Annotated in this window: 17 protein-coding genes; 7 read left to right on the top strand and 10 right to left on the bottom strand. The window is 65.2% G+C overall.

Annotation, left to right across the window (positions count from 1 at the left end; all coding sequences use genetic code 11):
• Positions 1 to 120: 120 nt before the first annotated feature.
• Complete coding sequence (locus ACWEO2_RS16390; protein ID WP_452406039.1) at positions 121 to 957, bottom strand: alpha/beta fold hydrolase; 837 nt, start codon at positions 955 to 957, stop codon at positions 121 to 123.
• A 92-nt stretch (positions 958 to 1,049) separates the two neighbouring features.
• Positions 1,050 to 1,889, bottom strand: coding sequence for a DUF72 domain-containing protein (locus tag ACWEO2_RS16395; RefSeq protein ID WP_452406040.1), 840 nt, complete (start codon positions 1,887 to 1,889; stop codon positions 1,050 to 1,052).
• 99 nt (positions 1,890 to 1,988) lie between these two features.
• Between ACWEO2_RS16395 and ppnP the strand changes: the two genes are divergently transcribed.
• The gene (ppnP, locus tag ACWEO2_RS16400; protein WP_354958668.1) at positions 1,989 to 2,300 is read left to right on the top strand and encodes a pyrimidine/purine nucleoside phosphorylase; all 312 of its coding nucleotides are present in this window, start codon (positions 1,989 to 1,991) and stop codon (positions 2,298 to 2,300) included.
• A gap of 355 nt (positions 2,301 to 2,655) precedes the next feature.
• Here the strand turns inward: ppnP and ACWEO2_RS16405 are convergent, their stop codons facing one another.
• A complete protein-coding gene (locus ACWEO2_RS16405) occupies positions 2,656 to 3,519 on the bottom strand; it encodes an NAD-dependent protein deacetylase (protein ID WP_452406189.1) in 864 nt (287 codons plus the stop codon).
• Between the two features lie 133 nt (positions 3,520 to 3,652).
• The gene (locus ACWEO2_RS16410; RefSeq protein WP_452406041.1) at positions 3,653 to 4,201 is read right to left on the bottom strand and encodes a YceI family protein; all 549 of its coding nucleotides are present in this window, start codon (positions 4,199 to 4,201) and stop codon (positions 3,653 to 3,655) included.
• 386 nt (positions 4,202 to 4,587) lie between these two features.
• Between ACWEO2_RS16410 and ACWEO2_RS16415 the strand changes: the two genes are divergently transcribed.
• Positions 4,588 to 4,866: a hypothetical protein gene (locus ACWEO2_RS16415; RefSeq protein ID WP_452406042.1), complete on the top strand. Its 279-nt coding sequence runs from the start codon at positions 4,588 to 4,590 to the stop codon at positions 4,864 to 4,866.
• Positions 4,867 to 4,952: 86 nt separating this feature from the next.
• On the opposite strand, the gene ACWEO2_RS16420 is transcribed toward ACWEO2_RS16415, so the two are convergent.
• Positions 4,953 to 5,663, bottom strand: coding sequence for a TetR/AcrR family transcriptional regulator (locus ACWEO2_RS16420; RefSeq protein WP_452406043.1), 711 nt, complete (start codon positions 5,661 to 5,663; stop codon positions 4,953 to 4,955).
• Between the two features lie 53 nt (positions 5,664 to 5,716).
• On the opposite strand from ACWEO2_RS16420, the gene ACWEO2_RS16425 reads away from it, so the two are divergent.
• On the top strand, positions 5,717 to 7,174 hold the full coding sequence (locus ACWEO2_RS16425) for an MFS transporter (protein ID WP_452406044.1): 1,458 nt from the start codon (positions 5,717 to 5,719) through the stop codon (positions 7,172 to 7,174).
• Positions 7,175 to 7,351: 177 nt separating this feature from the next.
• On the top strand, positions 7,352 to 8,170 hold the full coding sequence (locus ACWEO2_RS16430; protein ID WP_452406045.1) for a hypothetical protein: 819 nt from the start codon (positions 7,352 to 7,354) through the stop codon (positions 8,168 to 8,170).
• Positions 8,171 to 8,326: 156 nt separating this feature from the next.
• Here ACWEO2_RS16430 and ACWEO2_RS16435 read toward each other — a convergent pair whose 3' ends face one another.
• Together ACWEO2_RS16435 and ACWEO2_RS16440 are read right to left on the bottom strand one after the other, a co-directional pair.
• Positions 8,327 to 9,457 (bottom strand): serine hydrolase domain-containing protein, encoded by a 1,131-nt coding sequence (locus ACWEO2_RS16435; RefSeq protein WP_452406046.1) that lies wholly within the window; start codon positions 9,455 to 9,457, stop codon positions 8,327 to 8,329.
• 126 nt (positions 9,458 to 9,583) lie between these two features.
• Entirely contained in the window at positions 9,584 to 9,748 is a 165-nt protein-coding gene (locus ACWEO2_RS16440) for a hypothetical protein (RefSeq protein WP_452406047.1), read from the bottom strand.
• Positions 9,749 to 10,068: 320 nt separating this feature from the next.
• Between ACWEO2_RS16440 and ACWEO2_RS16445 the strand changes: the two genes are divergently transcribed.
• The 3 genes from ACWEO2_RS16445 to ACWEO2_RS16455 all read left to right on the top strand — a co-directional run bounded on the left by ACWEO2_RS16445 (position 10,069) and on the right by ACWEO2_RS16455 (position 13,683).
• Positions 10,069 to 11,625 carry an LCP family protein gene (locus tag ACWEO2_RS16445; RefSeq protein WP_452406048.1) on the top strand — a complete coding sequence of 519 codons (1,557 nt, stop codon included), beginning with the start codon at positions 10,069 to 10,071 and terminating at the stop codon, positions 11,623 to 11,625.
• Between the two features lie 125 nt (positions 11,626 to 11,750).
• Positions 11,751 to 12,965 carry a L,D-transpeptidase gene (locus ACWEO2_RS16450; protein ID WP_452406049.1) on the top strand — a complete coding sequence of 405 codons (1,215 nt, stop codon included), beginning with the start codon at positions 11,751 to 11,753 and terminating at the stop codon, positions 12,963 to 12,965.
• A 61-nt stretch (positions 12,966 to 13,026) separates the two neighbouring features.
• Positions 13,027 to 13,683, top strand: a complete 657-nt coding sequence (locus tag ACWEO2_RS16455) for a TetR/AcrR family transcriptional regulator (RefSeq protein WP_354958767.1) — start codon at positions 13,027 to 13,029, stop codon at positions 13,681 to 13,683.
• A 1-nt stretch (position 13,684) separates the two neighbouring features.
• Here the strand turns inward: ACWEO2_RS16455 and ACWEO2_RS16460 are convergent, their stop codons facing one another.
• From ACWEO2_RS16460 to ACWEO2_RS16470, 3 genes are all read right to left on the bottom strand, one after another.
• Complete coding sequence (locus ACWEO2_RS16460; RefSeq protein WP_452406050.1) at positions 13,685 to 15,712, bottom strand: CocE/NonD family hydrolase; 2,028 nt, start codon at positions 15,710 to 15,712, stop codon at positions 13,685 to 13,687.
• Between the two features lie 429 nt (positions 15,713 to 16,141).
• Positions 16,142 to 16,324, bottom strand: a complete 183-nt coding sequence (locus ACWEO2_RS16465) for a hypothetical protein (protein WP_452406051.1) — start codon at positions 16,322 to 16,324, stop codon at positions 16,142 to 16,144.
• Positions 16,325 to 16,496: 172 nt separating this feature from the next.
• Positions 16,497 to 16,697 (bottom strand): hypothetical protein, encoded by a 201-nt coding sequence (locus ACWEO2_RS16470; RefSeq protein WP_452406052.1) that lies wholly within the window; start codon positions 16,695 to 16,697, stop codon positions 16,497 to 16,499.
• Positions 16,698 to 16,756: the final 59 nt, after the last annotated feature.

Below are 16,756 nucleotides of genomic sequence, written 5' to 3' on the forward strand. Positions count from 1 at the left end.
CGGTATTCGTAGGTCTCGTGCATGCGCTTGCCGCTGGCCGGGGCTTTGCAGATCACCGGCAGGATCAGGCCCATGGCGGCGCGGGCCAACGGACCATTCGGGTGTGGTCGTGTTCGAACGTCAGCGGGAATCGTTCCAGAAGGCGACCAGATCGGCACAGACGCGGGCCGGACGGTCCTCGTTGGGGAGGTGGCCGACGCCCTCGTAAACCGCTGTGCGAGCGTCCAATTCCTCCGCGTAGCGCTCGTGCACGCTCGGCGGCCACACGTCACCGGAGTTGCCGTAGGCGATGAGGATCGGGAGGTCGGCGGCGCGCAGGGCCGCGGTGTAGTCGGTCGGGCCATCCATGACGCGCATGATGCCGATCATGTTCGCCTTCTTGGTCGCGAACATCCGGTTGTGCAGGAATTCGAGTTTGGCGGGTGGGATCAGATTGGCAAGACTCCGGTTCATCTGCTCCCAAAGTGCTTGCTGGCCACCGCTTTCGATGAGTTGAGCGACCAGTTGCGGCGGGGTGAAGTTGATGTCGGAGGTCAAGTAGGGACCGGATGCCAGCAGCGTGAGGCTGCGGAAGCGGTTCGGCCGGGCGACCAGCGCGGCGCGGGCGACATAGCCGCCGAATGAATGGCCTACCAGGTGGATCGGCGTGTCGTCCGAGATCTGGTCGACGACCAGGATCAGGTCACCGGCAAAGTCGGCCATGGTGTACCCGGATACCTCATCGGGACCGTCCGACTGCCATTGACCGCGCTGATCGTAAGCGACGCACCGGAATCCGGCCGCGGCCAGAATCGGCAGCATGGCCTCGAAATCTTCTTTGGAGCCGGTGAAGCCGGGAACCAATAGCACCGTGCCGCGCGTTTCGACATCCCGCGGCGGGATGGATTCCCAGGCGGCCAGCGGGCCAGCCGCGCCGCGCAGGGTGAACGGAGTGGTCTGCACGGTGGCCTGACTCATCGGTTCCTCCATCGGCGTGCTCGGCACTAGTGCGGCAACACACCCCCATTCTAACCGAGCAAGCATTCGGCATTGTTATTTATTCGAGATATTCAGAACAATGTCATCGGCTCGGTCGGGATGGGTTCGGGCAGCGGCTCGAGTTCGGGCAGACGCATGCCGACCTCGTCGTGGAAGCGACGGGCGAGATGCAGGGATGCAGCATTGTCCGGGGTGTGGATGAAGACCGTTGGCGAGCGGCCCTCGCGCAGCCATGCCGTGACGATATCTAGCCACGGCTGCCAGCCCGCGACCGTCCGCTCGGTCGAATCGCGGCCGTGAAAGCGCACGATCGGGAATTCGGTGAGCGCTCGGGTGCGGCGCGGCACCCGCGGCTTCTTCGCCCGCGCCTCGGCCTCCGCGGCACTTTCGGCGGGCCCGTCGAAAAGCGTTGTCGTATCGAAGGGCACCCATTCGGCGCCGACGCGCGCCAGCACCTGCTCCAATTGCTTTGCGGCGCTCTCATTTTCGAAGAATGCGGGATGCCGGACCTCGACGGCCGAGCGATACGGATCGGGCAGTGTGCGCAGGAATCCGGCCAGCGTCCCGAGGTCGGTCGGGCCGAATGAGCCGGGCAACTGCACCCACAGCGCATGTATGCGGGGGCCGAGCGGCTCCATCGCGTCCAGAAAGGTCCGCAGTTCGGCATCCGCACCGTGCAGCCTGCGCTCATGCGTGATCGGCTTGGGCAGTTTGATGACGAATCGGAAGTCGGAGCCGGTCTGCTTCGCCCATGACTGCACCGTATTGCGCGTGGGCGTCGCGTAGAACGTCGTATTGCCCTCCACCGCTGTGCACCAGGAGGCGTAGTGCCGCAACCGATCCCCCGGCGCGGGTTGCTGTTCCTGCCATGCCGCGTGCGTCCACATCGCACATCCCACGTGAAGCCGCATGCCAGCGACGCTAACGCACTCGGTGCCCCGGCCGCCCGGGCGGTCGACCCGGGTCACGTACGCTGACGGCTCCACCTCCACCACCTCGGGAAAGAGATCATGGCGCAGTTCGAGAACGTCAGCGTGGCCAAGAAGGCCAATGTGTACTTCGACGGCAAATGCGTGAGCTACAGCATCGGGCTCGCCGATGGCACCTCGAAGTCGGTCGGCGTGATCCAGCCGTCGACCCTGACGTTCAACACCGTCGCGCCGGAGATCATGGAACTGATCGACGGCGAGTGCAAGGTCACCCTGGCCGGAGAAACCGAAGCCACCACCTACCGCGGCGGCGAATCCTTCAATGTCCCCGGCAACAGCTCATTCGAGATCGAAGTTCTCTCGACCCTGCACTACGTCTGCCACTTCGGCTGATCCGACCGGAATCCGCCCGCACCTCGGCCCACCGCCGGACCGCCGCGGTTCGGTCGAGGCTCGGCCAACGCCGCCGGTATCGAGCGCGGTAGCAGCCCCTCGACCTCCGCGGTTGCCCTCAGACGTGGGACAGGGCGGTCGCTTCCAGGGTGTCGGCCAGCATCGTCAGCGCATCTGCACATCCAGCATCCACAGTGACGGTGGCGAGGTCATCACCTCGAGTCGAACGCGATTGCCCTCAGGCGTGGGACAGGGCCGTTGTCTCCAGGGCGTCGGCCAGCATCGTCAGCGCATCTACACATCCAGCATCGGTGACGGTGGCGAGGTCATCACCTCGAGTCGAGCACGGTTGCCCTCAGGCGTGGGACAGGGCCGTTGTCTCCAGGGTGTCGGCCAGCATCGTCAGCGCATCTGCACATCCGGCATCGACAGTGAGGGTGGCGAGGTCATCGCCTCGGGTCGAGCCGCGGTTGACGATGGCGATGGGCTTGCCTTGTTTTGCCGCGCGGCGCACGAAGCGCAGACCGGACATCACCGTCAGGGACGAGCCCGCCACCAAGAGGGCGTCCGCCGCGTCGACCACTTCGAAGGACGCGCCGACGCGCTCCTTGGGCACGTTCTCCCCGAAGTACACGATGTCCGGCTTGAGCATGCCGCCGCAGCGCGCACAATCCACCATCCGGAAATTCTCGGTATCGGCCACCACCGCGTCCGCATCGGGCGCGACCTCCACCCCGGTAGCCGTCGCCGATGCCGCAAAACCGGGATTCGCCGCCTCCAACCGCTCGGCCAACGACATCCGCGATATCAGTGCCGCACAACCGAGACACCGCACCCGCGCATAAATTCCGTGCAGATCGATGACGCGACGATGCCCCGCCTTCGTATGCAGCAGATCAACATTCTGCGTAATCAAACCGCTGACAACCCCCGATCGCTCCAGCCGCGCCAACGCCCGATGCGCCGCATTCGGCCGCGCCCCATCCATAGCCCGCCACCCGATATGGTTACGCGCCCAATACCGCCGCCGAAACCCCGCATCCCCCACGAACTGCTGATAAGTCATCGGAGTCCGCGCCGGCGAAGAAGGCCCCCGATAATCCGGAATCCCACTGTCAGTCGAAACCCCCGCCCCCGTCAACACCGCCACCCGCCGCCCCACAAGCAGCCCATAAAGCCCCTCAACACCCACCGCAACCGATGCAGCAGAGAAATTCAAAGCGGACACCCCACCCAGCGTAAGCCCACCCCGAGCATCCGGATCCCTCGAGAATGCGCTGGTGCAGGTGGCACTCGACGTTTACCTGCACCAGCGCATGGTGATCACTCGACCAAGTGGGGAGGAGAGAGGGTCAGGATTGGAGGGCGACTTCGATTTCGAGGGTGAGGGTGATTTTGTCGCCGATCACGGCGCCGCCGTCGGGGAGGGGCATATCGATGGTGATGCCGAAGTCGCGGCGGTTGATGACGGTTTTGGCCTCGAAGCCGGCGACGGGGCCCTGGCCCATGCCGGGGTTCACGCCGAGGAATTCGACGTCGAGGGAGACCGGGCGGGTGGTGCCGCGGATGGTGAAGTCGCCGTCGACGACGAAATCGTTGCCGTTGACGCGGAATCCGGTCGACTTGAAGGTGGCTACCGGGAAGTCGGCGGCGTGGAAGAAGTCGGCGGTGCGCAGGTGGGCGTCGCGCTGCTCGTTATCGGTGGTCACCGAGTCGACCCGGATCTCGGCCTCCGCGGAGGCGGTGCCGTCCTCATTGATGACGAGCTTGCCGGAGAAGTCGGCGAAGCGGCCGCGGACCTTGCTCACCATCAGGTGACGCACGGTGAAGCCCAGGTTGGAATGGGCGGTATCGATAACCCAGGTGCCCGCTGTCAGTGCCTTGGCGGTGGTGGTCGACATGGAGTCTCTCCTCAGCTAGTTGAGAATTCAATTACATGGATTTCAGATGGCTATTCGATTGTGGTTCTTGCTGATCGGCGCGTCGCAGGTCAGTGCACGACACCGGACGATGCAGCGCACCGGGGAGCCGATACCACGCCTACGCTGCGTTCAACGGTAGACCCGCACGCCCCGTCGACGTCGCCGGTCGAACAACATCGCGCACCGAACGCGACGATTCCGAACCGCATAACGCCTCCGTTCCGACAAGTCTGCCATCTATTTGGTGGATGTGGCAACCAATGCAACGGAGACCGTCTGCGATCTATTCCCGCCAGCACCGGCGCCGAAGAAGCGGGCATGAAGGAGCCGAGCCGCGACAGCTCATTAGCGTGCGGGAGCGATGCGTGGGCACGGTGAATCGACGGCAGTTCCGCACCGACGGCACGGCGGCGGCCGGTGCCGCGACGCGAGAGACGAGCGCACTGGGCCGGGCACGGGTCGATGCCGCGCAGCCGAACATCCTCGTGATCATCGTGCAGGAATTCGAACTCTACGACCACACCACCGGGCGCGGCCGCATGGAACCCAACCTCGCTGGCAACAGTCCCCTGCCGAACACCCTGTCAGACCTGTTGACGAACACCGTCATTCCACAGGAGGCCAGCGCTCCAACCCCCGGCTAGCTACGCGCCGCCCAGAACCAAGGCATGGCCGACTACCGATCCCATCGGAACCAGATCAGCACGCTCGGCTCGATCAAAAAGCGAGATCACTTGTGCGGCTTGCGCAGTCGCGATTCCAGTCCATCCATGACACAGATCAGCCCGAAGTCGAAGGCCAGCGCGCGCCCGGTCTGCTGATCGGCGGGCATGGTGGCGCGATAGTCCGCGAGCATCTCCGGATAGTCGGCGGCCACCGTATCTATGAGATCGAGCACCGCTTCGGGGTCGAAACCCTCCTCGCCGAATGCCTTCGCGGAGGCGATCTCCGGAACGACCTGGCCGAGTACATAACTGGTCACGGTGCCGCTCGCGAGGTAGATGTCCACGCCGGTGAAACCGGCCCCCACAAAGGTGCGGCGCAGCCGATCGCTGAGTTCGAAGGCATTCGGTCCGACGCTCGGCAAGGAGCCGATCAAGGTGGCCACCCACGGATGGTCGAGCATGGTCCGCCGGAGGCTGTAGGCGAAGGTGGTCACCACCTCCCGCCATGAGGTGTGCTCAGGATCCGGGGGGCGCACCATACCCCAGATCTCGTCCATGGCGAGTTCGAGTAGTTCATCCTTGTTCGCAACATGCCAGTAGAGACTGGTCGCGCCCGCGTCGAGCCTGGCACCGAGCTTGCGCATGCTGAGAGCGCCCAGACCCTCAGCGTCCAAGAGTTCGATGGCGGCGGCGACGATCTGGTCGCGGCGCAGTCCCGCCGCCTTCGGCTGGCGCGGAGCGCGGGTCCATACCGAGGAGAACTCCTGCTTTGTCACGGGCTCAGCATAATTCTCTCGCACATTGTGCGATTTCATCGTACGGTGTTCGAGTGGAATCGAACGTTGTACGAGATCCTCGCCGCTGGTGGGTTCTGGGGGTCCTCTGTCTGTCCTTGCTGGTGCTGATGATCGACGGCACCGTGCTCAATATCGCCATCCCGTCCCTGATCCGCGAACTCGATGCGACACCATCGGATATCCAGTGGATCCTCGACGCCTATGTGCTCGTCTTCGCCGGACTGCTGCTCACCGCGGGCAGCCTGTCGGACCGGTTCGGGCGGCGCCGCATGCTGGTGCTCGGTCTGGCCCTGTTCGGCGCGGCCTCGCTGGCGGCCGTGCTGGCCACCGAGCCGTGGCAGGTGGTCGCGGCCCGCGCCCTGATGGGTGTCGGTGGTTCGCTGCTGATGCCATCGACACTGTCCATCCTGATGACCACCTTCGCCGAGGACGAGCGGCGCAAGGCGATGGCGGGCTGGTCCACCGTCTCGATGGTCGGCATCGTGCTCGGACCGACGCTGGGCGGGTTTCTGCTGCAGCACTATTGGTGGGGCTCGGTATTCCTGCTCAATATCCCGGTCGCGGTGCTCGCGATCGTCGCCGCACTGGTGCTGATGCCGGAAACCACCGGTGAGCAGCGGCCGGTCGACCTGGTCGGCGTGCTGCTGTCCATCATCGCGCTGTGCTCGACGGTCTACGTGATCATCGAGCGCGAGTGGAATATTCCGATGATCGGCCTCGCCGTCGTCACCGGACTGGCCTTCGTGGTTTGGGAGAGCAGATCCGCACATCCCATGCTGCCGCTGGCGGTCTTCCGCAATCGCGATTTCACCGGCACCTGCTGCACGCTGCTGCTGATGGTGTTCGGAATGGGCGCGCTCATGCTGATGCTCACCCAGTACCTGCAGTTCGTGCTCGGCTACGGGCCGATGAAGGCGGGTCTGGCGCTGCTGCCGTACGCGGTGGCGGCGGCGGTGTGCAACGGCCTCGGCGCGACACTGGGCAAGAAGGTCAGCAATAAGACGCTCATCGTCTGGGGTCTGCTGGTCATGGGTGTGGCCTTCGGCATCCTGGCCCTCGGTTCCGGGTACCTCGCGGTCCTGGCCAGCATGCTGGTCATGGGGGTCGGCGGTGGCCTGGCGGGTCCGGCCGCCTATGCCGCGATCATGAGCGCCATTCCGCTCGAGCACGCGGGCGTGGGTTCGGCCATGAACGACACGCTGCAGCAGGTCGGCATGGCGATCAGTATCGCGATTCTCGGCAGTGTGCTGGCCGGTGTGTTCACCTCGCATATGCCCGAGGACGCACCCGATGCCGCGCGTGGATCCATCGGCGCCGCTTTCCAACTCGGCTACACCGAACCGGCCAAGGAGGCGTTCACCGCGGCCATGTCGACCGGTGCGTGGATCAGTGCGGGTTTCAGCATTGCCGCCGCGCTGCTGGGGCTGGCTCTGCTGCGCACCCGCCCCGCGCCGCAGGTCGACACGCCGGAGGAAGTAGCGGTGCCGTAGCCCGACCTCAGGTTCGTTTCCAATCTGCTCGCCGCACGCCGCAGGCTCGGCTAGGCTCCCCTCGACCTCCTTGCCGCGCATATGAGTACATCGCGCGGAATATCTCGAGCGGGGAGAGTCGAGCCTGCGTGCGGGCGGTGCGGAGGCGAAAACCCTGATGACGGAATGGAATACCGAATGAAGCTTTGCGATAGCACTGCGGCGGCGATCCTTGTCATCGGTGCCGTGACCATGGGCGCCGGAGTCTCGTACGCCGAGCCGGACACCGCGCCCGCGCGCCAGGACATCACCTACTCGGTCAAACTGGTCGAGAAGACCGTCGTCGCCAGTGTGCGCGGCGGCACCTTCACCCTGTCCAAGACCACAGGCAGTGAACTCGCGACGGGCGGCGAAAGTCGGCTGGCCGATAAGAACGGCACGCTGGTCGATCGGGACGGTAAGGCCGTCGATATCGCCGACGTTGTCAATGTGGTCGATCTTGCGGATACCAACGGCCACGTCGTGGTGACGCTGCCACTGCAGTTCCGGATCGCCGATACCGAAATCCCGGTCGAGCCGGTGGTGAAGAAGGACGGCACGGTGCTCGAACTGGCGCCGCGGCAGCCCGCTGGACTCGACATCAGCCAACCGCTGGCCGTCAAACCGGTGGCATCGATGGTCGAGAACCAGCGCGCCCGCAATGAATTCGCCAGTCAGTTCGGTCTGGCCACGGCGATCGGCAGCTTCGTCGGCACCGCCATCGGCGCGGTCATCGGCTGCGTCGTCACCATCGCCGCGGGCTGCCTCGGCGGACTCAGCACCGGTGCGGCGATCGGCGGGATCATCGGAACGATTGTCGTGGGTGGACCAACGCTACTGGCCGCTGGCGTGGATTTCGTCAACACGATGCTCGCCCCGGACGGCACCAGCAGATACGCGGATAAGCCGACGACCACCCAACCCGCGCCGACCCCGACCACTCGGCCCACGCCGACCACTGCGGAACAGCCGAGGTAAACCGACGTCGGTTCGGCTGGACCCGGTCGCTGGCCGAACGCAAGGCCAGCGTCCGGCCCGCCGCACGCAACGTGGAACGACCCGTATTGCGCGACAAGGTGATTCGGCGGGATACGCGGCGCGGATACGTCGACCGATCCGGGCAACCGGCGATGGCTACCCGCAGATGGCGTCGTCTACCAACCGATCCATGACCAGCTGGTGCGCCAAACCGAAAAATGGTGGGAGTTGGTTGAGGCTGACGGTGATCGAGCGGGCAGGGGTGTAGCCGCCGAAGACGAAGAAGCCGTCCATGGCACCGCCGTGACCCCAGACATCGGCGCCACACCGATTGGTGCGGTGGAACAGACCCAGGCCGACATCATCGCCGAACAACGGATTCCGGCTCGGTACCGTGTGCATCATCTCGGCAAGCTCCGCCGGGGCGAGCAGTCCTCCGGTGATCAGTGTCTCGAAGAAGCGGTTCAGGTCGGCGCCCGTGGAGACCATCGCGCCATCGGCCAGGCCCCAACCCGGGTCGATATCGGTGATGTCGACCCGGGCGCCGTTGAAGACCTGATAGCTGCGCGGGTGCGGGCCGCGGATCACGGTCTCCTGTGGGAACTCGGGCCAGTAGGTGTCGTGCAATTCCAGCGGCACCAGAATGCGCCCGGTCACCTCGGCACCCACCGGCCGCCCGGTGACCTGCTCGATCAACTTCCCGGCCACCAGATAGTCGGTATTGGAGTAGCTGACGCCGGAGCCGGGAGGGAACAGCGCGGGCGCGTCCATGGCGAGCCGGATCAGCTGGTCCGCGGTCTGGTACTGCTGCAACGCCTCGGGGGAGTTCAGATCCAAGCGGGACAGATAGTCCGGAATGCCGCTGGTGTGCTGCAGCAGATTTCGAACGGTGATCAGGTTCCCATCGCCGCCGGGACCGTGCACGACACCTGGCAGGTACCGCTCGATCGGAGCGTCGAGCTCGACCCGCCCCTCCCCCACCAATTGCAGCACCACTGTCGCCACGAATGTCTTGGTATTGCTGGCGATCCGCACCTGCGCGGCATCCGGGAATGCCGCGCCCGTCGCGAGATCGCCCACGCCGCTGTTGATCTGGTTCTGCTCGCCATCGGCGGTGAAGACCAGCTGCGCACCCGGAACGGCGGACGAGCGGATCAGCACATCGAGCTCGGCCTGTAGCAGTGCGGTGGGCGCGGCAACCGGTTGCGCGGAGGACACCGCGAGACTCGGCAGCACCGAGATCACCAGCGTACTGACCAACCCCGCCGTTACCGCGAACCGCCGCATACGTCGTCCTCCCTCGCCACGGCCCGCCCGGCCGATGATCCTCGGTGCGAACGGGGATACCGTAATAGAGACCGTTCGGTTCGAAGCAGCATCCCGAGCGGGTGAGTCGCAGGTCGGCGCGTCACATCAGCCGTCGTAGGCGACGTGCGGCGTCCAGTCGTCGGGGGCGCGGATGGCGGCTGCGGGCAGCGCCGCGGCCACCCGATCCCTAGTGAACGCACCCGCGCCGAGTACGCCATTGATCTGTACCGTGACGGCGCGATGGCCCTCGGGAGCCAAATCCCGCGCCAACGGCCCGGCCTCCTCGGCCGAGCGGCAGGCCAGTGCGACCGTTTATCCGGCACGCGCGCAAAGGCGGCCGACGGATAGGCCGACACCGGGACCGGCACCTGGGACAAGAAGTAAGCGACCAGTCATGATTATGACCCTAGACATGAATCTGCGCAGGTCACAATGTCCGATTCTTGCCTGCGCCGGATGCAGCCGGTATCACTGGGAAGATTGAGGGTGACGATTAGTCGGTAGCGGGATACCCCCGGACGTGCGCTGTGTCGAATGAGTCGAGACGAGAGTTGAGGCGGCGAAAATGATCCGGGACCGAGTCGGCCGCCATGGATGACGACACCGTCGAACTGGCCAAGATCAAACCGAGGGCGCGCCATGCCCGGCACCGGCACGCAACCCCGAACCGACACCGCGTTCGCCGCGCGGCGAAGATCGCAATGCGCGTCCTGGTGTCGACTGCCGCCCTCGCCGTGCTCTCCGGTACCGGATTCGCCTGGTCGGCCATGACCGAATTCGACAATGGCTTCACCCACACCAATGCGATCGGCAAGGACGCTCCGCGCTCACTCGGCGGCGACCTCAATATCCTGCTGATCGGCTTGGACACCCGTAAGGACCTCGATGGCAAGGATCTGCCGAAGGAGATCCTGGACCAGCTGCACGCGGGCGACGGCGAGAACGGCGGATACAACGCGAATTCGCTTATTCTGCTGCATATTCCCGCCGATATGCACAAGATCGTCGCCTTCTCCATTCCGCGCGACGACTATGTCGCGGTCTCCGGCATCCCCGGCTATGACCACGCCAAGATCAAGGAGGCCTACGGGCTGAAAAAGGCGGCGACCGAGACCAAATTGGAGAACTCGGGCCAAAAGGACAAGGTCGCCCTCGAGCGTGCGGGCCGCGAGGCGGGCCGCGCATCGATCGTGCAGACCGTGCGCAACCTGGTCGGCGTCCCCATCGACCGCTTCGCCGAGATCTCACTCGTCGGCTTCTACGATGTGGCGGACAAGCTCGGCGGCGTCGACGTCTGCCTCAATCACGCGGTCGACGACACCTACTACTCCGGAGCGGTATTCCCCGCGGGCCCACAGCATCTCGACGCCGCGAACGCGCTGTCATTCGTGCGCCAGCGGCACGGGCTGGAGAACGGCGACCTCGACCGAACCCACCGCCAGCAGGCCTTCCTGACCTCGGTCGCCAAATCGTTGAAGGAAACCGGCACGCTGACCAATTTCGGGAAGCTCTCCGGCCTGAGGGATGTGGCACACCGCGATATCGTGCTGTCCGACGGCTGGGATCTGCTGGATTTCGCGCGCGACCTCGGCTCGGCGGGCTCGATCTCGGTCGAATTCCGGACCCTGCCGGTGCTGCGCTACGACAATATCGACGGTCAGGACGTCAATATCGTCGATCCGGCGGCCATCAAGAAGGAAGTGCGCGCCGCCTTCGGCATCGAGGCCGCGCCGACGACATCGGTCCACACCCCGACCAGCACCGTCGATGTCCAGAATGCGAGCGGTTATCCCGGTCGGGCCGCCCAGCTCTCCAGCGCGCTCACCAAGCGCGGCTATCCGCAGGGCACCGTGGGCACTGGGACGCGGACCGACGGAGCGACCACCACGATCACCTATGGTTTCGGCGCGGAGACCGACGCCGCGCAACTGGCCGATACCCTCGGCCTCACCGCCACGGCATCGCCGAATGTCGAAGCGGGGCATATCACCGTCGTCATCGGCAGCGACTTCACCATGCCCGCCGAACTCACGCCGACCTCGAGCGCGAGGCCGACCACTACCGCCACCACTTCCGCCCAGCCAGCACCCGATTCCGGTAAGCCGGTCGCGACCACGATCGGCAGCTCTGTGCCCTGCGTCAACTGATCCGCAGGTCGGCGCAGGTCACATCTGCAGCGGAGAAATCAGGGCGAAACGGCCGGTAAACTACGGCAGGAGCCAGTACGTCGTAGGTGTGTTGCAGGGAACGCACGGCGAAACACAGGAGAGTCATGTCGAGTCGCCGTTTCCGGTGGAGAGCAACTGCGGGTTTTGCGTTGGTGACGGCGCTGGTGGTGGCCGGATGTTCGGCCGAACCGGAAGCACCGACCACCCAGGCCGGGCCGCCACCGCCCCCGATCGTCATCACCCCGAGCGGGGGCAACGGTGTCGATCCGCTCGCACCGGTCGTGGTGACCGCGAACGACGGCATGCTCACCTCGGTGACCCTGACCAATGAGGCGGGCCGGTCGGTCGAGGGCATCTACACCCCGGACAAGACGGCCTGGAAGCCCACCGAAACGCTCGGCTACGGACACACCTACACGATCTCCGCCGAAAGCCTCACCATCACCGGCCGTGTCGGCCCGACCACCTCGACCTTCAGCACGCTCGCGCCGAACAATCAGACCAAGGTGTATCTGACCACCACCGGCGGCACGCCGCTGGCCGACGGCGGCACCTTCGGTGTCGGCACGGTCGTCGTCGCGCATTTCGACGAGGACGTCCCCAATAAGGCCGTCGCCGAGAAGCGGCTCTCGGTAACCACCAACCCGCCGGTCGAGGGTTCCTGGTACTGGCTCGACAAGCGCAACGCGCACTGGCGGCCGCAGCAGTACTACGCGCCGGGCACCAAGGTGACCGTCGCGGCCAATATTTACGGCGCGGACCTCGGCGGCGGTCTGTACGGCCAGGAGGACAGCAAGACCACCTTCACCATCGGCCCGTCGCACGTCTCCATCGCCGACGACAACACCAAACAGGTTCAGGTCTTCGAGAACGGGAATCTGATCCGCACCATGCCCACCTCGATGGGTAGGGGCGGCAGTGAGGTGATCGCGGGCAAGACGCTCAGCTTCTGGACCCAGCCGGGCGTCTATACCGTGATGGACAAGGGCAATCCGGTGATCATGGACTCCTCCACCTATGGCCTGCCGGTCAATTCCCGGCTCGGCTACAAGGAGGCCATCGGCTGGGCCACCCGCATCAGCACCGACGGAATCTATTTGCACCAGCTCGATTCCACCGTTTGGGCGCAGGGCAGCCAGAACCTCTCACATGGCTGCCTCAACCTCAGCCTGACGAATGCCCAGTGGTTCTTCAACTTTGCGATTCCTGGCGATGTCGTCGAGGTCCGCAATACCGGCGGCGCACCGCTGGAGGTCTGGCAGAACGGCGACTGGGGCGTGTCGTGGGATGAGTGGCTCCAGGGCAGCGCCCTGCGCTGAGCTGAGCACCGCGCCGGAATTTCTGGGCGAAAGTGCTGGGTGTGGCAGAATCGTCGATATTATGACCGTCTTGACCAGCGCTTCTCCGGAACGCCTGCCCCGGGGGCCGCATCGATTGACCCGGGACGAGGTCACGACGTCACAGCGTGAGCGGCTCTATATCGCCGCATTGGAGGCGGTCGCAGAGTTGGGTTACGGCCCGACCACGATTACCGATATCGTCGGCCGGGCGCGGGTGGCGCGGCGGACGTTCTACGGGCTGTTCGAGAGCAAAGAGGAATGCTTCACCGCCGCATTCGATTTCGCGGTGGACGTGATCACCCGGGAGCTGGACCGCGTGGTCACCGAATCGGGCGCGGATACCTTTGTCGAATTGGTGCGCACGACGCTGCGGACATATCTGGAGTTCCTGGCCGCCGAACCGGCGGCAGCGCGGGCGCTGCATATCGAAACCCTCGCCGCCGGACCGGGACTCATCGCCCGCCGGGCCCGCACGCACCGCATGTTCGGCTACCGCATGGTCGCGGCGGCGCGAATCGGTGTGCGCGCGGGCGAAGTTCGCGCCGAACCCGATCCAGGACTGATCGATGTGCTGCTGGGCGGCATCGACGACCGGGTCCGGGCCACCCTGATCGAATCCGGGCCGCAGGAGCTACCTGCGTTGGCGCCCACACTCACGCGCGCCGCGCTGGTATTGCTCGGCTCCGGCCCGGTCTGAATCACCAGCCCGGATCGCCCTCGACCGGAATGTTGACCCAGCTAGGCTGATTCGGATCCAATTCGATGTGCTGCGGGCGCAGTCCGCTCTCATTCAGCAAGGGGCGCAACGGAAGACTGCTCGGGAAATTCCCGGCGAAGACGTCGACACGCAGCCGGTGTCCCGGTTGCAGTACGCCGTCGGTGGCGAAAATGCCGATATCGATGACCGTCGGCTGGCCGGGCACGATCGGCTCGCGGGTATCCAGCGTCAGATACGGAAAGGGATCGGTATAGTCGCCGTTCGCCGAGCGGCTGGCCTTGCTCTCGTCGACCGCGCGCAGCGACGCGGTGCGCTGGCCGTGCGTCCACTGTGTCGAACGTCCGTCCGGCGCAACATCGTTCAGCGTCACCGTCCAGTAGCCGTCGGTGGCGTCCAAGACCGTATTCAGATGCACCGCGATCGGGCCGGAGATGGGTGTCGCCACATTCACCGGCGCGCTGGTGAAGGTCAGGCCATTGGTCTCGGCGATCCGCGAATCCTTGGTGCAGATATCCGGCAGCGGCAGGATGCCCGCCGTGCCCTGGGCACCGTCGCGCGAGCAGAGCGTGCTCAGGCCGGGTGCGATCGACACCCGCGCGGGTCCACCCGGCCCGGTGGTGAGGCTGCCGTCGTAGGCACTGCCCGGCGCGGTACCCGAGGTCGCGGCGTTCAAATACATACGGCGGTAATCCATATCGGGACGCGGGAAGCTCGAGGTGTGCGTCCAGCCGCCGCCCTGCTGCCACAGGGTCACCTGGTCGTAGTCATCGATGCCGTTATCGATGCCTTTGAGCCACTTGTCGAACCATGCGCGCTGCAACACATCGAGGGCCGCCGGTCCGCCGGCGTCACCCATGCCCGAGCCGGTGGTGATGTGATAGTTGTTGTCCATCACCAGCTTCTTCTGGCTGTCCGCGATATTGATCGCGTTGTAGACCCGCGGCGCGGAGTAGGCGAAAATATCCTGCCAGCCGCCGTAGACGAAGGTCGGCACATCGATCCGCTCGGGATGTCCGATCCAGGCCGTGCGCAATGGGCTCCGGTCGTCGAGCACCGAATACATCTCGGCCGGAATATCATCCATGCTCTGCGTGCCGAGGGCCATGATGATCATATTGAAGAAGGTGAACGGGTCACGGACCCGGTCGGCCAGCCAGGTCCAGTCGAACTTCCCGGCCAGCATCGATACCACATCCGGAATCAGCTTCGATCCGTCGACGGCGAGCAGCCACTCCGGAATGAATCCGATGCCGAGTGCACCACCGGGCGCGGCCACATCGCGGATCAGATCGCTGCCCGGCACGATCGGGAAGATCGCCTGCAGCGCAGCGGGTCTGCGCTCGGCGGTCTGCAGCTGGTTGATCGCCGAATAGGAGATGCCGCTCATGCCGATCTTGCCGTTGGACCACGGCTGCGCCGCCGCCCAGTCGACCACCTCGACGCCGTCCTGCTGCTCACGCTCGCCGAATACCTGCCAGGTGCCCTGCGAGAAACCGGTGCCGCGGACATCGACGACCACCTGGGTGTAGCCGCTCTGCACCAGTTTGCGGTCCACGGCGAAGGTTCGGGCCGTGCCGCCCGCCAAAGCCTGTGCCAGATCACTGATTCCGCTCAGGCCATAGGCCGAGAGGTCGAAGCCGTGCAGCGCCTGCATCAGCGGTTCGGCCAGGCCGGGGATGGCCAGGACGGAGTCGGCGATATTCGCCACCAATTTGGTGTAGGGCGTCAGGTTGACGATGGTCGGCGTCGGGTCGGCGATCGGATGGCCGGACGCGTCCGCCGGGTGGTAGACATTCGCCTTCAATACCGTGCCGTCACTCATGGTGATCGGGACGTCCCAGTCGATATAGACGTTCGGATACTGTTGCGGCCCGGCATGAGTCGCGGTGAACTGGGCATCGAGCCCGAGCGCCTGGGTCGGCGCGGCCGCGACGACGGCTCCGGCAAACACGGTGATCGTGGCTATCGCAGCGGCCACTGCCCTAATCGGACGTCGACGTCGGATCATGCCTGCCAAACCCTCCCGGCAATAAGGAACTACCTCGTTCCCATCAACGAGTTGGTACAGTAACGTGCATCACGGTTGGTATGCAACCACGACACACGATAACGCTCTGTACAGCGAATCAAGGGCATTGGACCGCGAATAAGTTGTCAGACATTCTCCGCGAATCGACTGCGCGGCAAGTGGACCGGCGGTCGAGGCGATAGCACAAGGCGATCTCCGATCGCTGACACAGCGGGACGAAGAGATTCGTGCGATAGCGGCGTCGGTGACGGCCCACGGCCGACAGGACGTGCGGTCATCGCCGCCGCGAGTTCCCCATGGATGCCGCGAGTTCCCATGGATCAGGCCAGGATCACACACTACGGACGCACCGCCGACTTCAGCTGCCCACACTCCGGGAACCTCCGATGAACTGATGACGGGTCTTCCTTACTCGGAAAGCCATCGCTCGATCAGGTCGAGGGTCGCCGCCGAGTAGACGTATGCGCCGTCCTCACCGTCCAGCAAGGTCCAGGCATAGGGCGCCCCGGCATCGCGAACCAGCCAGTAGCCCGCTCGCGCGGCCCTCTTCCTGAGCAGTCGTACCCGAGCCGAGACCGGATCCGTTATCACCAGAGCTCCTTTCGCCCAGGTCGTCTGGCTGGCCGAGACGGCCGCGCGTCCGCCGTCGGCCAGGGGCCGTCGAGGTGAGTCGAACGGTGGCTGGGTCCGGGTTTGGAGCCGCCCTATGACTCCGCTCGATAGGGGAAGGTGTCGACAGGTGCGCACCGGGGGCGGCGGCGACCTATGTGGATGCGGTATTAGGTTGCGCGGCCCCGGGAATGGTCTTGGGGGCCAGGCATTCCGCCCAGTATTCGTGTCGTAGCGCGTCCCATAACCGCGACAGTTTCGGGAACTGCTCACGCACCTGCGCCAGGTCAGGTGCGATATCCGCAGTGGTGACCGATATCAGCGGTAGCGGATCCGATGCGTTGCGTACCAGCATTATTCGAATGCGATGGCGATCGAGACGCCAGGTTGCCTGCCAGCCGTCTACCTCCGTGC

This window comes from Nocardia sp. NPDC004278, from assembly GCF_053602975.1.